The organism is Rhodoluna sp., assembly GCF_024639375.1.
Classification (GTDB): domain Bacteria; phylum Actinomycetota; class Actinomycetes; order Actinomycetales; family Microbacteriaceae; genus Rhodoluna.
In genome coordinates, this window is the sequence record NZ_JAHEIM010000011.1 from 19609 (window position 1) to 37408 (window position 17800).

Annotated in this window: 19 protein-coding genes; 7 read left to right on the forward strand and 12 right to left on the reverse strand. The window is 53.9% G+C overall.

All coding sequences use genetic code 11. From position 1 onward, the window contains the following. Position 1: 1 nt before the first annotated feature. Positions 2–790: a sirohydrochlorin chelatase gene (locus tag Q0L28_RS04670; RefSeq protein ID WP_296632301.1), complete on the reverse strand. Its 789-nt coding sequence runs from the start codon at positions 788–790 to the stop codon at positions 2–4. 175 nt (positions 791–965) lie between these two features. On the opposite strand from Q0L28_RS04670, the gene Q0L28_RS04675 reads away from it, so the two are divergent. Genes Q0L28_RS04675 through Q0L28_RS04700 form a run of 6 tightly spaced genes read left to right on the forward strand, consistent with a single transcriptional unit; the run spans position 966 to position 8246 of the window. Next, complete coding sequence (locus Q0L28_RS04675; RefSeq protein ID WP_296632304.1) at positions 966–2675, forward strand: nitrite/sulfite reductase; 1710 nt, start codon at positions 966–968, stop codon at positions 2673–2675. Further along, positions 2672–3409, forward strand: coding sequence for a phosphoadenylyl-sulfate reductase (locus Q0L28_RS04680; RefSeq protein WP_296632307.1), 738 nt, complete (start codon positions 2672–2674; stop codon positions 3407–3409). The genes Q0L28_RS04675 and Q0L28_RS04680 overlap by 4 nt, the downstream gene beginning before the upstream one ends. Continuing rightward, positions 3406–4320 carry a sulfate adenylyltransferase subunit CysD gene (gene cysD, locus Q0L28_RS04685; protein ID WP_296632311.1) on the forward strand — a complete coding sequence of 305 codons (915 nt, stop codon included), beginning with the start codon at positions 3406–3408 and terminating at the stop codon, positions 4318–4320. Before Q0L28_RS04680 ends, cysD begins: the two co-directional genes overlap by 4 nt. Continuing rightward, positions 4320–5663, forward strand: a complete 1344-nt coding sequence (locus Q0L28_RS04690; RefSeq protein WP_296632314.1) for a GTP-binding protein — start codon at positions 4320–4322, stop codon at positions 5661–5663. The genes cysD and Q0L28_RS04690 overlap by 1 nt, the downstream gene beginning before the upstream one ends. Then, a complete protein-coding gene (cobA, locus tag Q0L28_RS04695) occupies positions 5660–6871 on the forward strand; it encodes a uroporphyrinogen-III C-methyltransferase (protein WP_296632317.1) in 1212 nt (403 codons plus the stop codon). The genes Q0L28_RS04690 and cobA overlap by 4 nt, the downstream gene beginning before the upstream one ends. Then, complete coding sequence (locus tag Q0L28_RS04700) at positions 6864–8246, forward strand: FAD-dependent oxidoreductase (RefSeq protein WP_296632319.1); 1383 nt, start codon at positions 6864–6866, stop codon at positions 8244–8246. Before cobA ends, Q0L28_RS04700 begins: the two co-directional genes overlap by 8 nt. A 21-nt stretch (positions 8247–8267) precedes the next feature. Here Q0L28_RS04700 and Q0L28_RS04705 read toward each other — a convergent pair whose 3' ends face one another. Genes Q0L28_RS04705 through Q0L28_RS04715 form a run of 3 tightly spaced genes read right to left on the reverse strand, consistent with a single transcriptional unit; the run spans position 8268 to position 10979 of the window. Further along, positions 8268–9170, reverse strand: a complete 903-nt coding sequence (locus Q0L28_RS04705; protein WP_296632322.1) for an ABC transporter permease — start codon at positions 9168–9170, stop codon at positions 8268–8270. Next, positions 9163–9909 carry an ABC transporter ATP-binding protein gene (locus Q0L28_RS04710; RefSeq protein ID WP_296632325.1) on the reverse strand — a complete coding sequence of 249 codons (747 nt, stop codon included), beginning with the start codon at positions 9907–9909 and terminating at the stop codon, positions 9163–9165. The genes Q0L28_RS04705 and Q0L28_RS04710 overlap by 8 nt, the downstream gene beginning before the upstream one ends. 2 nt (positions 9910–9911) lie before the next feature. Continuing rightward, positions 9912–10979 carry an ABC transporter substrate-binding protein gene (locus Q0L28_RS04715; RefSeq protein ID WP_296632328.1) on the reverse strand — a complete coding sequence of 356 codons (1068 nt, stop codon included), beginning with the start codon at positions 10977–10979 and terminating at the stop codon, positions 9912–9914. A gap of 115 nt (positions 10980–11094) precedes the next feature. Between Q0L28_RS04715 and Q0L28_RS04720 the strand changes: the two genes are divergently transcribed. Further along, a complete protein-coding gene (locus tag Q0L28_RS04720) occupies positions 11095–11670 on the forward strand; it encodes an Rrf2 family transcriptional regulator (protein WP_296632331.1) in 576 nt (191 codons plus the stop codon). Here Q0L28_RS04720 and hemL read toward each other — a convergent pair. From hemL to Q0L28_RS04760, 8 genes are read right to left on the reverse strand one after another with little or no spacing between them, the layout of a single operon-like run. Further along, positions 11599–12912, reverse strand: coding sequence for a glutamate-1-semialdehyde 2,1-aminomutase (hemL, locus tag Q0L28_RS04725; protein WP_296632334.1), 1314 nt, complete (start codon positions 12910–12912; stop codon positions 11599–11601). The genes Q0L28_RS04720 and hemL overlap by 72 nt on opposite strands. Positions 12913–12914: 2 nt before the next feature. Further along, positions 12915–13877, reverse strand: coding sequence for a porphobilinogen synthase (gene hemB / locus Q0L28_RS04730; protein ID WP_296632335.1), 963 nt, complete (start codon positions 13875–13877; stop codon positions 12915–12917). Positions 13878–13879: 2 nt separating this feature from the next. Next, complete coding sequence (locus Q0L28_RS04735; RefSeq protein ID WP_296632338.1) at positions 13880–14623, reverse strand: uroporphyrinogen-III synthase; 744 nt, start codon at positions 14621–14623, stop codon at positions 13880–13882. Next, positions 14616–15557 (reverse strand): hydroxymethylbilane synthase, encoded by a 942-nt coding sequence (hemC, locus tag Q0L28_RS04740; RefSeq protein ID WP_296632340.1) that lies wholly within the window; start codon positions 15555–15557, stop codon positions 14616–14618. Before hemC ends, Q0L28_RS04735 begins: the two co-directional genes overlap by 8 nt. After that, complete coding sequence (locus Q0L28_RS04745; RefSeq protein ID WP_296632342.1) at positions 15550–16776, reverse strand: glutamyl-tRNA reductase; 1227 nt, start codon at positions 16774–16776, stop codon at positions 15550–15552. The genes hemC and Q0L28_RS04745 overlap by 8 nt, the downstream gene beginning before the upstream one ends. A 15-nt stretch (positions 16777–16791) precedes the next feature. Then, the gene (locus Q0L28_RS04750) at positions 16792–17013 is read right to left on the reverse strand and encodes a DUF3073 domain-containing protein (protein ID WP_296632347.1); all 222 of its coding nucleotides are present in this window, start codon (positions 17011–17013) and stop codon (positions 16792–16794) included. Between the two features lie 41 nt (positions 17014–17054). After that, positions 17055–17405 carry a CrcB family protein gene (locus Q0L28_RS04755; protein ID WP_296632349.1) on the reverse strand — a complete coding sequence of 117 codons (351 nt, stop codon included), beginning with the start codon at positions 17403–17405 and terminating at the stop codon, positions 17055–17057. Next, positions 17393–17791: a CrcB family protein gene (locus Q0L28_RS04760; protein ID WP_296632351.1), complete on the reverse strand. Its 399-nt coding sequence runs from the start codon at positions 17789–17791 to the stop codon at positions 17393–17395. Before Q0L28_RS04760 ends, Q0L28_RS04755 begins: the two co-directional genes overlap by 13 nt. Positions 17792–17800 lie beyond the last annotated feature (9 nt).

Below are 17800 nucleotides of genomic sequence, written 5' to 3' on the forward strand. Positions count from 1 at the left end.
GTTAGGCCGGTTGGCGACAAGCGCTAGCGCAACCTGCGGCACAACCCTCAAACGGTTTGCCACGCATGCCATCGAGACAACCGGTTTGGCCTGAACGTTTCTGGCCCGCGGTAAATCGCTCAATCACAATGTCAATCAGTTGCTGCGGGGTTTCAAGCTCTGGCGAAAGCAGCGGGTTGGTCACAATGTGCGCGCCAACCTTTTGCATCAGGTCGCTAAAGAAACCGGGCGCCAATAAGTAGGTGCTCACCACAATTCGCTTGCGTGGGTTTTGAAACTTTAGCTTTGGCACTAGGTCTTTGAGCTTCGGTTCGGCCGCAGAAAGAAATGCCAACTCAACTTGCTTACCCAGGGATGCCTCGAGCATTGCCTTCACTTTGCTGGTTTCGGCTTGTGCGCGCGCATCGCTCGAACCGGCAACGGTGAGAACTACAAGATCTTCTGCCTGGTGACCGGCCTCGGCAAGACGCTGCACCAAAACGTCAACCAGTCTTTGGTCTGGGCCAAGGGCTGGGGTGATTGTGGCGTCGCCGTGTTCAAAAGCGGCATCGGCAATATCTTGACGCACGTGATAGCCGGTGGCCAAAAGCAGCGGCACGATTGTTGCCTCGGATACCTGTGCCAGCACGGTTGGCACATCTGGTTGCTGCACATCGACGAAGGCCTCGCGAACATCCGCGGGGTTTAAGGCTTCATTAACTTTTGTTACGAGTCGCGAGATGGCCAAAGCACCGTTGGAATTGTCGGTGCCGTGCGATGCCGCGATGAGTGTGCGAATGAGAAACCTCAATAGATAAAAGGGATTGCGAAAAGCCTAGCAAAACAGTAGGAATTCGAATCGGGTGAGTGGGCCGGAATCGGCGCTGTGGTGCGGAAGTTGCCCCCAAGCGGGATTCGTTTTTATAGGCGAAAATAGACCCAGCGCTGCCGACTATGCGGCAGCATTCACTTTTTTAGGATGTCTAATGACTGAACACGTGACCGGCGGAACCAATGCTGAAGTTCGACCTCCACGCGAGGGCCGCTCAAACGGCCAGTGGAAGGTTGACGGCACTGAGCCACTGAACGCCAACGAATCTTGGAAGCAAGAAGACGGTGGCCTTTCGGTTCGTGAGCGCATTGAGAACATTTATTCGAAGACCGGTTTCGACAGCATTGATGGCACCGACCTGCACGGTCGTTTTCGCTGGTGGGGTCTTTACACCCAGCGCAAGCCGGGCATCGATGGCGGCCGCACCGCAACCCTTGAGCCGCACGAGCTCGAAGACAAGTACTTCATGCTGCGCGTGCGCATTGACGGTGGCCAGCTAACCACCGAGCAGCTGCGTGTAATCGCCGGCATCTCAAAAGACTTTGGTCGCGACACCGCCGACCTAACCGACCGCCAGAACATTCAGTTGCACTGGATCGAAGTTGAGGCAATGCCAGAAATTTGGCGCCGCCTCGAAAGCGTTGGCCTAGAAACCACAGAGGCCTGTGGTGACGTGCCACGTGTGATCTTGGGTTCACCGGTTGCCGGCATTGCTGAGGATGAGTTGATCGACCCAACCGACATCATCGAAGAAATTCGTTTGAAGTACATTGGCGACCCAGAGCTTGCCAACTTGCCACGCAAGTTCAAGTCGGCAATCACCGGTCACCCAAGCCAAGACGTAGTTCACGAAATCAACGATCTTGCATTTGTTGCAGTGAACCACCCAGAGCACGGTGTTGGTTTTGACCTTTGGGTTGGTGGTGGTTTGTCAACCGCACCTCGACTTGCCGAGCGTTTGGGTGTTTGGGTTTCACCGGCACAGGTTGCCGAAGTTTGGTACGGCGTTTGTTCAATCTTCCGCGACTACGGATTCCGCCGTTTGCGCAACAAGGCTCGTTTGAAGTTCTTGATGGCTGACTGGGGCCCGGTGAAGTTCCGCGAAATTCTTGAGACCGAATACTTGAAGTACAAGTTGGCCGATGGCCCTGCTGCACCAACTCCAAAAACTGTTGGTGACCACGTTGGTGTGCACAAGCAGAAAGACGGCAAGTTCTATCTTGGCGTCACACCGTTTGTTGGTCGTGTGTCTGGCACCATCCTGAGTGATCTTGCAGACGTGCTTGAGAAGTATGGCTCAAAGCGTTTGCGCACCACACCTCACCAGAAGTTGGTTTTGCTTGACATTGCCGAAGCCGATGTTGAGAACATAATTGTTGAACTTGATGCACTTGGTTTGAATGCCCGACCAAGCGACTTTCAGCGTTCAACCATTGCTTGCACCGGCATTGAGTTTTGCAAGTTGGCAATTGTTGACACCAAAGAAACTGCAACCGAGGCAGTGAAGTCGCTGACTCGCACCATGGTTGATATTCAGTTGAAGCGCCCAATCTCGTTGCACGTGAACGGTTGCCCAAACTCTTGTGCCCGCATTCAGACTGCCGACATTGGCCTTAAAGGCCAGTTGCTGCCTGATGGCAACGGCGGCACCGAGCCTGGATTCCAGGTGCACCTAGGTGGTGGCTTGGCGTCTCGCGACCGCGACGAGGCTGGCCTTGGCCGCACCGTGCGTGGCCTAAAGGTGACCGCAGCAAACCTAAGCGAATACGTAGAGCGTGTGACTCGCAAGTATGTTTCAGAAGCCGAAGGCGACGAGACATTTGCTGAGTGGGCACACCGTGCAGAAGAAGAGGCACTTCAATGAGCGTTCTAACTCGCCGCAGCGAAGCTGAACTGAAGAGTTTGGTTGAAGCTGGCTTGGCACAGCTTGCCGAACTTGGTGCAGCGAATGCAACTGGTGAAGCAACCGCCGAGCAAGTGATTGATTGGGTTGCTGCAAACTTTGATGTTGACGCTGTTGCAATTGCGTGTTCAATGGCTGATGCAGTTTTGCCGCACATCGTGACGCAAAAAATTGCTAACGCAGAAGTTTTGTTTCTAGAGACCGGTTATCACTTTGCCGAAACTCTCGCCACACGCAATGAGGTTGCGCGTGCGTTGCCAGTGCGCATTGTTGATGTGAAGCCAAAGCTAACCGTTGCCGAGCAAGACGCAAAGTTTGGCGAGAAGCTTTATTCACGCGACCCAAACCAGTGCTGCCAGATGCGCAAGGTTGACCCGCTGCACGATTCACTAAAGAACTACGAACTTTGGTTCACCGGTGTGCGCCGCGACGAGGCCCCTACTCGTGCTAACACTGCGCTAATTGGCTGGGATGAAAAGAACGGTTTAGTTAAAGTGAACCCGCTTGCTGCGTGGACCTTTGACGAACTGATCGACTATGCAACCGCACACCAAGTGCCAGTGAACCTTTTGCTATCAAACGGCTACCCATCGATTGGTTGTGAACCTTGCACCAAGCAGGTTGCACCAGGCGAAGACCCACGTTCGGGTCGTTGGGCAGGCGCTAACAAGATTGAGTGTGGTCTGCACCTATGAGTCAAAAACTTTCTGACAGCCGTCTAGATTTGCTAGACACTCTAGAAAGCGAATCGATTCACATCATTCGCGAAGTCGTGGCCGAATTTGAAAAGCCTGTGTTGCTTTTCTCTGGTGGCAAAGACAGTGTTGTGGTTTTGCACTTGGCAACCAAGGCGTTCTGGCCTGGCAAGGTTCCGTTCCCGGTGCTGCACGTTGACACCGGTCACAACTTTCCAGAGGTAATCGAGTTTCGCGATCGCACCGTTGAGCGCCTAGGTCTTCGCCTTGAGGTTGCTTCGGTTCAGGATTACATCGATCGCGGAGTATTGCAGGAGCGCCCAGACGGCACCCGCAACCCACTGCAGACCCTGCCATTGCTTGAGGCAATCACCAAGGGCAAGTACGACGCCGTTTTCGGTGGCGCCCGCCGGGACGAAGATAAGGCCCGCGCCAAGGAGCGCATCCTGAGCCTTCGTGATGAATTTGGCCAGTGGGACCCACGCAACCAGCGCCCAGAGCTATGGAACCTTTACAACGGTCGCCACCTGCCTGGTCAGCACGTTCGCGCTTTTCCGATTAGCAACTGGACAGAGCTAGACATTTGGCGCTACATCGAGCGCGAGGGCATTGAGTTGCCACCGCTTTATTACGCACACGAGCGCGAGGTTTATTCACGCGATGGCATGTGGCGAGCAGTTGGCCCGGTTTCAATGCCAACCGCAACCGAGGTTGTTGAGAAGCGTTTGGTTCGCTATCGCACAGTGGGAGACATGAGTTGCACCGGTGCTGTTGAATCACCAGCTCGCAGCATTAGCGATGTTGTGCTCGAAGTTGCAGCAAGCACGCTAACCGAGCGCGGTGCCACTCGCGCAGACGACCGAATTTCTGAAGCCGCTATGGAAGACCGTAAGAAAGAAGGGTACTTCTAATGAGCACTTTGAATTCAGCAACCCTAAATCAAACTCGCACCCTGTTGCGTTTTGCAACCGCCGGTTCGGTTGACGACGGCAAATCGACTTTGGTTGGTCGTTTGCTTCACGACAGCAAATCAGTTTTGGTTGACCAGCTTGAGGCCGTTGCTCGCACATCTGCCGAGCGTGGCTTTGGTGGCGACGCCGGTGGTCTTGACCTTGCCTTGCTAACCGATGGTTTGCGAGCCGAGCGCGAGCAGGGCATCACCATCGATGTTGCTTACCGTTATTTCTCAACAGCGCAGCGCAGCTTTATTTTGGCTGACTGCCCAGGTCACGTTCAATACACCCGCAACATGGTCACCGGTGCTGCCACCGCGGATGCCGTTGTGGTTTTGATCGATGCACGCAAGGGTGTGCTCGAGCAAACTCGCCGTCACCTATCCGTAGTGAATTTGCTTCGCGTGCCAAACGTGATTGTCGCTGTGAACAAGATTGACCTAGTTGGTTTCGATCAGAAGGTTTATGAAGACATCGTTGCCGACCTGCACAAGCTGACCTCTGGCATGCACATGAGTGATGTTCACGTGATTCCAGTTTCTGCGCTTGAGGGTGACAACGTTGTTGAGCGCTCGACCAACACCGATTGGTACACCGGCCCAACTCTGATTGAACTGCTCGAAGAGTTGCCGGCAATCGATGAGATCGAGAACGAGAAAGAAGAGTTCCGTTTTCCGGTGCAGCTAGTGATTCGCCCGCAGGGTGGCTTGGCTGCAGGGCTTGATGACGCGGTATATCGCGACTACCGCGGCTATGCAGGCCAGATTTCTTCTGGTGTTGTGGCCGTCGGCGACAAGGTTGAGATTCTGCCTGGGCACTTCAAGACCAGCGTGGTTGGCATCGATGTTGCGGGCAAGAGCGTTGACACAGCGTTTGCGCCACAGTCGGTTTCGCTGCGTTTGGCCGATGAGTTCGATGTTGCCCGTGGAGCATTGATTGGCGCGGCTGGCACCTTGCCTGAGCCAGTGAACCTGTTTGAGGCCGAAGTGTTCTGGCTAGACCCACGCCCGGTTGAAGTGGGTGCACGTGTGTTGGTGAAGACCGGCACATCAACTTGCCAAGCCGTGATCTCGCAGATTATTGGCAAGCGCAACCTCGACACTTTGGCAATCGATCCAGCCGACAAGATTGAAGTGAATGACATTGGTCACGTGATGATCAAGTTGGCAGTGCCACAACCGCTAGAGGATTACCGCGACTACCGTCGTGCTGGCGCGTTCTTGATTATTCAACCTCAGGATGGTGCAACACTTGCCGCTGGTATTCACACGAACTTGCAATTGGTGAACTACACGATATGACCGATAGCAAGTTGTATCCACTCGGATTGCGCATTGCCGGCCGCAAGGTTGTTGTAATTGGCGCAGGCGTTGTTGGCACTCGTCGCGTGAAAGGCCTGCTTGATGCAGCTGCTTTTATCACGGTGATTTCGCCAACCGCAACCGAAGAAGTGAAACAACTTGCCGCGGATGCTCGCATTGTTTTGATTTCGCGCGAATATGAAGCGGGTGACCTGACCGATGCCTGGTTGGTGCACACTGCCACTGGAATTGCGTCAGCTGATGATGCCGTTACTCGCGAAGCAGAATCGTTGCGCATTTTGTGCGTGAACGCCGCAGAGGCTGAGAAGTCAACAGCATGGGTGCCTGCAGTTTTGCGTTTGCAAGATGCAACTGTTGCAGCCTTTGGCAATGGCGAGCCACGTCGTGCAAAAGCGATTCGCAATCAAATCGCTTCGTGGTTGCAAGCTGAACCGTTTGTGCAAACCCCAGGCACTGTTGCACTTGTCGGTGGTGGCCCTGGCGATGTTGACTTGATTACCGTTGCTGGCAAGAAACTTTTGGCAGGTGCCGATGTGGTTGTATTCGATCGTTTGTCACCAGCAGGTTTGCTTGAGAACCTAGGTGACGACGTTGAGCTGATTGATGTTGGCAAAGCGCCAGACAATCACCCGGTGCCACAAGAGCAGATCAACCAGATTTTGGTCGACCAGGCCAAGCTCGGCAAGCGCGTGGTTCGCCTAAAGGGCGGCGACCCTTATGTGTTTGGTCGCGGTGGCGAAGAACTTGAGTTCTGTGCTGCCAATGGTGTGACTGCTTTCACTGTTTCGGGCATCAGCAGTTCGATTGCTGTGCCAGCTCTCGCGGGAATCCCGGTGACTCACCGCGGATTAGCCACCAGTTTCACCGTGGTTACTGGCCACGAGCCGGTGAGCAACCTGCCTGGCGGGGCCGATCACACGATTGTGATCTTGATGGGTGTGGGCACCCTGGCCGACTCGGCAGCTAACCTGCAGGCCGAAGGTCGCAGTGCTGATTGCCCAGTGGCTATCGTTGAAGAAGGCTTTGGTGCCAACCAGCGAGTGACAATTTCAACCCTTGGCAGTGTAGCCAAGGATGCAACAGAAGTCGGCGTGAAGGCGCCTGCAGTAGTAATCATCGGCGATGTTGTGAAACTCGCCCCGGCTGCATCCGCGGCCCAAAAATCAGTAAAGGAATCAAATGAGTAAGCAACTACGAGTGGCAATTGTTGGCGCGGGCCCGGCGGGTATTTACGCCGGAAACATTCTTGCCTCGAAGTACCCAGAGGTGGACATCGACTTGTTCGACTCGCTGCCTGCGCCTTACGGTTTGATTCGTTATGGAGTTGCTCCTGACCACCCGCGCATCAAGGGCATCGTGAACTCGTTGCACGAAATGCTAGACGGTGGCCACATTCGCTTCTATGGCAACGTGGAGTTTGGCAAAGACCTAAACCTTGCCGACATTAAGCAGCACTACCACGCAGTGATTTTTGCAACCGGTGCAATCAAAGATGCATCGCTAAACATTCCGGGTGTTGACCTTGAAGGTTCTTATGGCGCTGCAGATTTCGTTTCTTGGTATGACGGTCACCCAGACTTTCCACGCACCTGGCCGCTAGAGGCTAAAGAAGTTGCAGTGCTTGGCAACGGAAACGTGGCTTTGGATGTTGCGCGCGTGTTGGCGAAGCACGCTGATGACATGCTGTCAACTGACATTCCGGCGAACGTTTATGAAGGTTTGAAGAAGTCACCGGTTACCGATGTGCACGTGTTTGGTCGTCGTGGCCCAGCACAGATCAAGTTCACTCCAATTGAATTGCGTGAGCTTGGCGAAATTGAAGATGTAGATCTAGTGCTTTACGACGAAGACTTTCCTGAGGGTTGGTTCAACGAAGACGCCGAAGGTGTTACCAACCAGCACAAGGTAATGGCTCGCATTATCGAAGGTTGGCGCGAAGAGCAGCACGAAAAAACTGACGAGCCTGCAAGCCGTCGTTTGCACCTGCACTTCTTTGCTAGCCCGGTTGAAATTCTTGGTGACAACAAAGTGACCGGCATCAAGTTTGAGCGCACTGCGCTAAACCCTGATGGCGCTTCGGTGCACGGCACTGGCGAGTTCGTTGAATACCCAGTGCAGGCTGTTTATCGTGCGATTGGTTACTTTGGCAGTGAGCTGCCAGAGGTGCCGTTCAACGAGAAGCTCGGTGTGATTCGCAACGAGGGTGGCCGTGTGATTGATGAGTCTGGCGCCCAGGTGCCAGCGATTTATGCAACTGGTTGGATCAAGCGTGGCCCGGTTGGTCTGATTGGTCACACCAAGAGCGATGCCACCGAGACCATTGAGAACCTGCTTGCCGACCTAGACAACTTGGCCGACCCAGCAACCCCAGACAGCGCTGATTTGTTGGCCACTTTGGATAGCCGCGGGGTGAAGTACACCAATTGGAACGGTTGGTTGGCTCTGAATGAATACGAGTTGGCCCTAGGCGCAGCCGACACCTCACACGTAGAGCGTGAGCGCGTGAAGGTTGTTGACCGTGACGAGCAGGTTGAGATTAGCCGAACCGGAGCTGCTGTATAGCAACAACCGGCTACTGCCTATTTATCGAGCGTGAAGTAATCCGCGGTTGCGCAGAGTGTTCTGGCGAATTGGCGAGAACACCAAGCGCTCAACCAACACACCAACAACCATGATGGTGACGATTGCACCCAGCACTAATGACATGTCACCAAGCTGGCGACCGGTGTCTAGCATCTGACCCAAACCGGGGCCAAGCGATGGTGCGATGGCAATCAACTCTGCGGCCATTAGTGAGCGCCAAGCGAATGCCCAACCTTGCTCAAGGCCGGCTAGGTATCCCGGCCAAGCAGCTGGCACCACAATGTGAGTAATTGAAGTTAGACCGCGTGCGCCCAAAACTTTACCGGCGCGCAAATAAATTGGCGGAATCTGGTCGATGCCAGAAATCAATCCGTTGGCTATCGATGGCACCGCACCCAAAAGAATTACGGCAAAGATTGTTGCGTCTGATAAGCCAAACCAAATAATTGCAGCCGGCACCCAAGCAACCGATGGCAACTGCTGCAGACCGGTGATGATTGGTCGGGCAATCGCGCGCAAGTTTGCATTCAAACCAAGAGCAATTCCAATTGGGGTCGCAATCAAAAGTGAAATTGCAAAACCTTGCACACCTCGACGCAACGAGTTGATTGCCGAAGGCACCAGCAAACCTTGGTTGTATTGCTGCACCAGTGAATCAACCACCATTGCTGGGGATGGCAGCACCCAGGTCGGCTGCCACTTGAGAATTACAAGAAGTTGCCAAATGGCCAGCACAATTACAACAGCGGCAAGTGGCGCAATGGCCTTGAGCGCGCGCTTTGAAACGCTGGTCTTAGAACCTGAGTCGGACTCTAGATTGTCGAGACCGGCACTTAGTGATTCAAGTTGTTTTTGACGTGCTTCTTTGATTTGGTCGTCGGGAATGTATTCAAAATTAGGCATGGCGAATAATCTCCTGACGCAATTGATCGGTGATTGCCGAAGCGAAGTGCGCAACGTCGTTTGAATCAATGCGACGTGGTTGAGCAAAGTCGATCTTCCACTGGCGAATGATTTTGCCTGGTTTTGATGACATCAAAATCACGCGCTGACCCAGACGCACGGCCTCACGCACGTTGTGAGTCACGAACAAAACAGCCAATCCAGTTTCTTCCCAAATGCGAATCAGTTCGTCGTGCAACAGATCGCGGGTGATGGCATCCAAAGCAGAAAACGGCTCGTCCATCAGCAGAATCTTGCGGTCTTGAGCGATGGCTCGGGCAATAGCCACGCGCTGGCGCATGCCGCCAGATAATTCGTGAGGGCGCTGGTTGTAGGCGTGGCTTAGGTGCACCAGCTCAAGCAGTTCTTGGGCACGGGCCCTGCGGTTTTCAGGGGGGTAGCCGCTTAGTTTGAGTGCCAGTTCAATGTTCTTGCCGGCGGTTAGCCAAGGCAACAGAGCTGACTCTTGAAACATCAGGCTGGCCTTGGCGTTTAGCTCAACAGAGCCACTGCTTGGCTTTTCTAGGCCAGAAAGAATATTGAGCAAGGTTGACTTGCCACAACCAGATGCGCCAACGATTGCAACAAACTCTCCGGGCTGAATAGTTAGGTTCAGGCTGTCAATAACGATTGGCCCAGACTCGCTGTAGCGCTTGGTGAGATTCTTAATCTCTATCACTGGAGCAACGGTGGTTTCCATGATTATTGCTTTCCGTTTGATGCTGCCGAGACTAGTGGCAGGTTTTTGCTCTGCAACAACTCGTTCAAAATGCGCAAGTCAAAAATGCTCTTAAGGCCACCCGCACCCAGCTTTAGCAAACCAACTGCCTCGGCTTGTTTTGCATTGGTGGCTAGGGATGTTGCCAGCGGGTCGGCAGTGAATTGTAGGTTTAGCCAAGCGCGTTCAATAACTGCATCGCTAAGTTGCTTGCCCGATTGTTTTAGTATTTCTGCTTGCACCAATGTTTTGGCCAAGACTGGGTCATTCTTGATTAGGTCAATTGCCTGAAGGTTGGTTGCCACGATTGCTTTGACGGCAGCCGGGTAGCGAGTTAGAAAAGCTGTGGTGGCAACCAGGTTGGTGGTTGCAAATGATTTGTTTGACCAAAGATCGGCTTCGTCAACAAATACCTTGCCGTTGCCTTCGAGCACAAGGCGTGATGCCCAAGGCTCTGGCGCCCACGCGCCATCAATCTGACCTTGCTGAAAAAGCTGAAGCGTGGTTGCGTTTTCGGTTGGAGTCACTGTGACATCAACGTTTGGCGTTAGGCCGCGCTCATGCAAGAAGAACTTGAGAGCCACATCTTGCGTGCCACCCAAGCCAGGTGACGCAAAGTTCTTGCCACCAAGATCATCAACGGTCTGAATCGATTTGTTGGTGATGAATTGAGCGCCACCCGAGGTTGCCCCAGAAACTATGCGCAGCAGTGTGCCATCCGTAGTGTTGTAGCCGGCAATGGCTGGGTTAGGCCCGATGTATGAAACGTCTAGTGCGCCACCCTTTAGGGCTTCAACCGCAGCTGAACCCGAACTGAAAATGAACGGTTCGATGGTCACGCCAGGCAAAGCCTGCTGCCATAGATTCTGCTGTGCGGCGATGAGTGCGGGGGCGTGGGTGATGTTGGCAAAGTAGCCGATGCGAATCACGCTGGGTAGTCCTTGAGCCACGGCTGCAGCGGGCTTGGTGTTTGTGATGGGGGCGGTAAACATAAGGGCTAGCAACAGCGCCGGCACGATGCTCAGCCGAATGGCTTTGAGAGCTTTTTTCACGTGATCACCCCGATTTTCGAACAATTGCCACAATTCCTATGTAATTAGTAGACATTATCCCAGCCCAGTGCTGGCGCGGTGAATGTGTCTTTTTGTTTCATGGTTTGATAGACGCATGCATGTTTCAGCCAAGGTCGACTACGGAATGCGCGCCTTGTTGCAGCTGGCCACCGCCTATAAGGGAGCCGAAACCTCGCTGATGAAGGGCGAGGAAATCTCGCAGGCCCAATCAATTCCCCTCAAATTTCTAGAGGGCATTCTCACTGAACTTCGTCACGCCGGCTTCGTTGTGAGCCAGCGCGGTGCCGTTGGTGGCTACCGCCTCAGTCGTGATCCGTCACAAATTTCACTTGCCGATGTAGTGCGCGCTTTGGATGGGCCGCTGGCCGCAGTGCGCGGAGCCAGACCAGAAGACGTCACCTATGACGGAGCCTCAGAACATCTGCGTGATGTTTGGGTTGCGCTGCGTGCATCGCTTCGCAAGGTTCTTGAAAACGTGACCCTTGCCGACGTGAGCAATAACAAATTTGATGACTCGGTTGAAAAGCTTTTGGATGAACCTGGTGCTTGGGAATCGCGCCCACTTTATGCAACCGTGCAGCAAGTGAAGAACGAAGAATTAGCTATGACTGAATTGGCTCGCGTGTTTGGCGCTAATCCGCGCAACCCGGCTGATTCGTTCACAATCTGAGTCGCTCAGCGCACCAGACACAAACCACGCTTCGAAAGCAGAAGGCGGAATTGAGACTCCGTTTTCAAGCATCGCGTTGAAGAAAGCTGCAAACTGCTTGGTGTTTTGTTTTGACGCGTCGGCAAAATTGCGCACCGGTTGATCGGTAAAGAAAATCGAGAACAGATTGCCATCATTTTGCAATTGATGTGCCACGCCTTCGGCAGCTAGTGCCTCGCTAATCGCAGAGCCAACCTGAGCGGCTCGAGTGTCGAGCGTTTTGTAGAGCGCTTCATCGCACAATTGCAACGTTGCAAGACCAGCAGCAGTTGCAACCGGGTTGCCACTCAAGGTGCCGGCTTGATAAACACTCCCGGTTGGTGCGAGCAGTTCCATTATTTGTGCGCCACCGGCAATTGCGGCTACCGGGTATCCGCCGCCAATCACTTTGCCAAAGGTAAATAGGTCGGGAACCCAGCCTTCGGTGTGATGTGCAGCAAAATAGCCACCGCGAGAAATTCTAAAACCGGTCATCACTTCGTCGAAGATAAAAATTGCACCGTGTTGTTTGGTGATCGCAGCGATGGTTGCGTTGAAGTTTTCGATCGGCGGCACTACACCCATGTTGGCGGGCACCGGTTCGGTAATCACCGCTGCAATGTCGCTGCCGCGTGTTGCGAACAATTCTTGCAACTGTTGCAAGTTGTTGTATTCAAGAACGAGGGTGTCTTGAGCTTGGCCTTCGGTGACGCCGGGGGAGTTGGGCAAACCAAGGGTTGCTACACCCGAACCGGCCTGCACCAGCAGGGCATCGCTGTGCCCGTGGTAGCAACCGGCAAACTTCACAATCAGCGCTCGCCCAGTAGCGGCGCGGGCAAGACGCACGGCCGTCATCACAGCTTCGGTGCCGCTAGACACAAAGCGCACTCGCTCGATGGTTGGCACGCGACTAATAATTTCTTCGGCCAACAACACTTCGTTGGGGCTTGGCGCACCGAATGATGCCGAAAGTTTTGCTGCCTCGGTGACTGCGAGAACAACCTGCGGATGGGCGTGGCCCACAATCATTGGCCCCCATGAACCAACTAGATCGATGTATTCGTTTCCGTCGACATCCCAAATGTGTGAACCTTCGCCGCGAACAAAATAACGTGGTGTGCCACCAACACTTTTGAATGCGCGAACCGGTGAGCTAACTCCACCCGGGATAACCTGCTGCGCACGTTGGTGCCAACTTTGCGAGTTGTGAATATCTTGAGTCATGGTTAGAGCCAGGCTGCGGCTTCGATTGCCCAGTAGGTGCAGATGATGTTTGCACCGGCGCGGTGCACCGAGGATAGTGTTTCAAGAATTGCGCGCTCGCGCTCCAGCAAGCCTTGCTCGGCTGCAGCCTCGATCATTGCTGTTTCGCCAGAGACGATATAGCTCGCAATTGGCAAGTCAACAAGTTGACGAGCCTGGCTAACGATGTCTAGATAACCGAGTGCCGGCTTCACCATGATGATGTCTGCGCCTTCGGCTGCATCTAGTTTGATTTCGCGAATTGCTTCGCGTGAGTTGCGCGGGTCTTGCTGATAAGTCTTGCGGTCGCCATCAAGTTGAGATTCAACTGCATCGCGAAATGGCCCGTAGAAAGCAGATGCGTATTTCGCTGCGTAAGCAAGAATCGAAACGTCTTTGAAGTTTGCTTTGTCTAGTGCGGCACGAGTGGCAGCAACTTGGCCATCCATCATTCCGCTTGCGCCAAGCATGTGCGCGCCGGCTTCAGCTAGCACCACTGCCATGCGGCCATAAATTTCAAGTGTGCGGTCGTTGTCTACTTCGCCTCGAGCATCAAGCACACCGCAGTGGCCGTGACTGGTGAATTCGTCTAGGCAAAGATCGGCAATCACAACCAGGCGATCACCAGCTTGCTCACGAATTGAACGAATGGCAGAAGTGAGAACACCGTTTGGGTTGCATGCTTCGGTGCCATCTTCGTCGCGGTGGTTTGGCACACCAAAAACCATCACGCCACCAATACCGGCCGCAATCGCACGATCGATTTCGGCGCGAAGGCTATCCGGGGTGTGTTGCACTGTGCCAGGCAGACCCTTGATCGGCTTCGGCTCGGTTAGGCCCTCGCGCACAAACAGCGGCAAAATCAGTTGCTCGGGGCGCACATGTGATTCGCTCACCAGGTTGCGAATTGCCTGATTGGCTCGCAAGCGGCGTGGGCGTTGAATCATGACTAGCTTTCTGTGGCGGCTTTGGTTGCCTGGGCAACAGCCGCGGGCGTAGGGTTCAAGGCTACCGAAATTGCCTGCAGACCCCAATCCTCAAGGACTTTTGCCGTAGTAAAACCGGCCGCGATCAATGGCATTGCGGGCTGTGGTACGAATTGCAAGAAGGCTCGGGCGGCACTTGGCGACCTAAAGACGACGGCCGAAAACTCGCCGGCTCGCGCGGCGGCTGCGGTGGTTGGCTCGGTTGGCACGGTCACCGTGGTGTAAACCACACCGCTGATGATTTGCCAGCCCGCCGAAGTGAGCGCGGCAGGCAACTCTTTCAGGGCCAATTGCCCACTTGGGATAATCGCGGTGCCCGGGGTTAGCTCAACGAGAAGTTGAGCGAGGCTCTGCGAGTCGGCTTGCTCGGGAGCGGCCACCATTTGTGCACCAAGTTGCACGAGTGCCTTGGCGGTGCGTTCGCCAACCGCCGCGAATCGCAAGTTTGGGTTTTTCATCGCAGCGCGAAGATTTGCTTCGCCAACCAACTCGGCCAGGCAACGCATTGCATTTGCGCTGGTGGCAACCATCCAGGTGTTATGCGTCGCGTTGTTGATTGCGGCCAGCAGGGTGACAGCATCGGTGGCGCTAGTTGCTTTGGCGATGTTGATATAAGGGTCAATTACCGAACCAAGGCCCAACGCTTTTAGTGCTTCGGCATCGGGCTCGTTGGCATCTGCGCGAATCAGCAAAACCGGTTTAGTCATTTTGGGCCAATCGTTTGCCAACTTTGGTATCGGCTAATTGCCTGGCAACTAGCAGGCCCAACTGAAACGCTTCGCCAACCGGGTCAACGTTGGTGAGTTCAATCGACATCTCGGCACGTTCATGCTCGTTCGTTGTTGCATCGCTGAGTTCGGCAACCAGAGTGAGCGTGTTTTTGTTTAGTTGCGCAAATGAACCAATAGCGGTGCGGCAAGATGCACCAAGACCAACCAATACTGCACGTTCTGCGGTAACGATTGTGCGGGTGATTTTGTTATCAAGTTTTTCAAGCGCCTTGGCTAGGTCGCGGTCGCCGTTTCGAATCTCAATTGCAAGCGCACCTTGTGCCGGTGCCGGCAATAGTTGATCTGCGGTTAGGTATTCGGTCACTTCGCTGATGCGACCTAGTCGTTTCAAACCGGCAGCTGCCAACACCACTGCATCGAATTCTCCATCGCGCACTTTTTGCACGCGTGAATCAACATTGCCTCGGATGGGTTTGGTCTCAAGATCTGGTCGCAAAAAGTTAATGCGTGCCGCACGACGAGGTGACGATGTGCCAACGGTTGAACCAGCTGGCAATTGCATGAGGCCCTCACCACTGCGAGAAATAATCACGTCACGGTAATCTTCGCGTTCAGGAATTGCAACTAGGTGCAAGCCAAGCATTCCTGCACTTGGTAGATCTTTCATCGAGTGCACAATCAAATCAACTTCGTTGGCCAACAACGCATCGCGAATTGCCGAGACAAAAACACCAGGGCGAATTGGGTGCATTAGCGAACCCTGATTTTCATCGCCCTCGGTTTTGATGACTACCAATTCGATGTCGCGCTTGAGCACCTTGGCCAACATTTCGACCACCATTTTGCTTTGGGTGAGGGCCAGCTTAGAACCGCGGGTTCCCAGGCGCAGAGCGGGTTGTGGGCTAGACACGAGGGTCTCCAAACAGCACCAAAAGTGCCTTGCGGTAGTTCTCTTCGTCGCCAGTGGCGGCCAATGCTTTGGCGCGGGTGAGAGGCTCGTGCAGCATCGAGTTGGCCATCGCAGTCAATTGCAGTTTGATCTCTTCGGCCGCAGCCTCACCGTCTCGCAATCGCACTCGCTCAACTTCTTCGTCTATCCAAAGTGTGAGCTTGCCGCGAATCGCAGAAACAAAAGGATCAAGGTTTCGTTGCAACTGCTCTTGCTCAAATTCGGTTGCTGCGTCGCTAACCATTTGCTGTGCTTGCAAAATTGCTTCACTGTGTTCGGCAGGAGCGTGACGACGAATCACATCGAGGTTCACAAAATCGACATCGGGCGAGTTGGCCGCTTCGGGTGAAACGTCGGCGTGCAATGCAACATCAATAATCAACAACGGCTTTGATGAATTCGCGGCCAAAGATTTGGCATCAATAATGTGCCCTTGTGAACCACTGCAAGCAACAATCAATTGTGCGCGAGCAACTGCGCTATCGAAGTCATCCGCGGCAACCGCAATCAAACCTCGAGTGCCTGCAAAGTCTTGTGCGCGACCAGAGGATGAGAAAACTTCGATGTGTGAAATGCCTAAACGCTGCAGCGCCGAAACCACAATGCGAGCGTGGGCACCGGTGCCAAACAACAAAACCTTTTTGGCGCTCAAATCACCATGGCGTTCAGTCAAATAATCGAGAGCTACATTGATGATTGATCGCCCCACAGCACCAAGGCCAGTTTTGCTGGTAACCGCTTTTGAAACCGAAGCTGATTTTTGAAACAGGCGAATCAGTGAGGTTGATGCCTGGCCATGCGATTGCGCAGTAGTGAATGCGCGCTTTACTTGACCGGCAATTTCTTCCTCTCCAATCACCATTGATTCAAGACCGGCCGAAACCGCAAATAAATGTTGGCTCGCGAGGTTATCGGTCGACATCTTGAAAACCTGACTTAGATACTCCACGGATAAACCGGTTGCCGAGCTGATTTCGGTGAGTGCTGGTTTAGCCGAAGCCGCGTCGGCATCCAGGTAAATTTCAAAACGGTTGCAGGTGTTGAGCACCACGGCGCCGGCGGCTGAAATTGTCTTGTTGGCCAGTAGGGCATCTCGAATTTGACCTGCGTGCTGGTCTAAGACCTCTAGGTCGGCCAGCGGCAACTCAAGATAATTTGTTGCCAGAAGGGTTAGTGCCACCGAAAGTCTCTAGCGCTACTTTTCGTCTTCGTCGGAGTCGTCTTCTGACTCGTCGTCACCGTAAAGATCGGCCCACTTGTCTTCGTATTCAGGTTCGGCATCGCCGGCAAAGCCGGTGGCAGCAGGGGCAATGTGCCCAATTTCTTTTTCAAGCGCAGTCAAATCGGTGTTCGGGCTAAAGTACTTTAGCTCGCGAGCCACCTTGGTGTGTTTTGCTTTTTGACGGCCACGCCCCATGGCGAGACCCCCCTAACCTGTGTGGGAGTAAAAACTATGGGCTATTTTAGCAGGGTGGTTGCCAGAGCTGCGCCCACGATTACGCCTGTGGATGGCAGCACCAGATTGGCCACGAAATTGAGAATGGCTTGAGCGCGATGGTGAAGCGACCAGAATGCGGCGGTTTGGCCAGCAAAAGAACTAAAGGTCGAGAGCCCTCCGGCAAGAGCCGAGACAATCACGGTGGTGGCTAGGTCGCCATTGATGAATAGGCCAAGCAAGAATGAAGCTGCGGTGTTGGCAAACAGAATGCCCCAAGGCAATTGACCAATCCACTGAGCCAGGATGAATCGCAAGACTGCACCAAGGCCACCAGCCAGGGTCACCCAAAGTGCCACGGTTAGCGAGCCCATTTGGCACCCAATCGATAGGCCCAAATACCAAGAGCAAACATCGCAATGGTTAGTGCGATCGCATCCGGAGAAAATGAGCGGTGATACATCCAAAGCGCCACACCGCTCATGGTGGTGAAGCCACCAGCAAAGCCAATGCCCCAAAACGCACGCTGCAGGTCACTTTGCCAGCGACTGTAGTTATTGGAGAAGCCCAAGAAGCCTGCGCCAAGTAGGTTGACTGCAAACAGCATGACGATTGTTGCAGCCAGCACTTGATCGTAGTGAGCAAATTCGTTGGTGGTGACTAAAAGATTTTGTGAAGCCTCGGCGATGAACCATCGGCCCCATGTGCCAAGAGCGCCACCTAGAAAAACTAGTGCGGCGCTCTTGGCGGTTGGTTTCATAAATTGAAG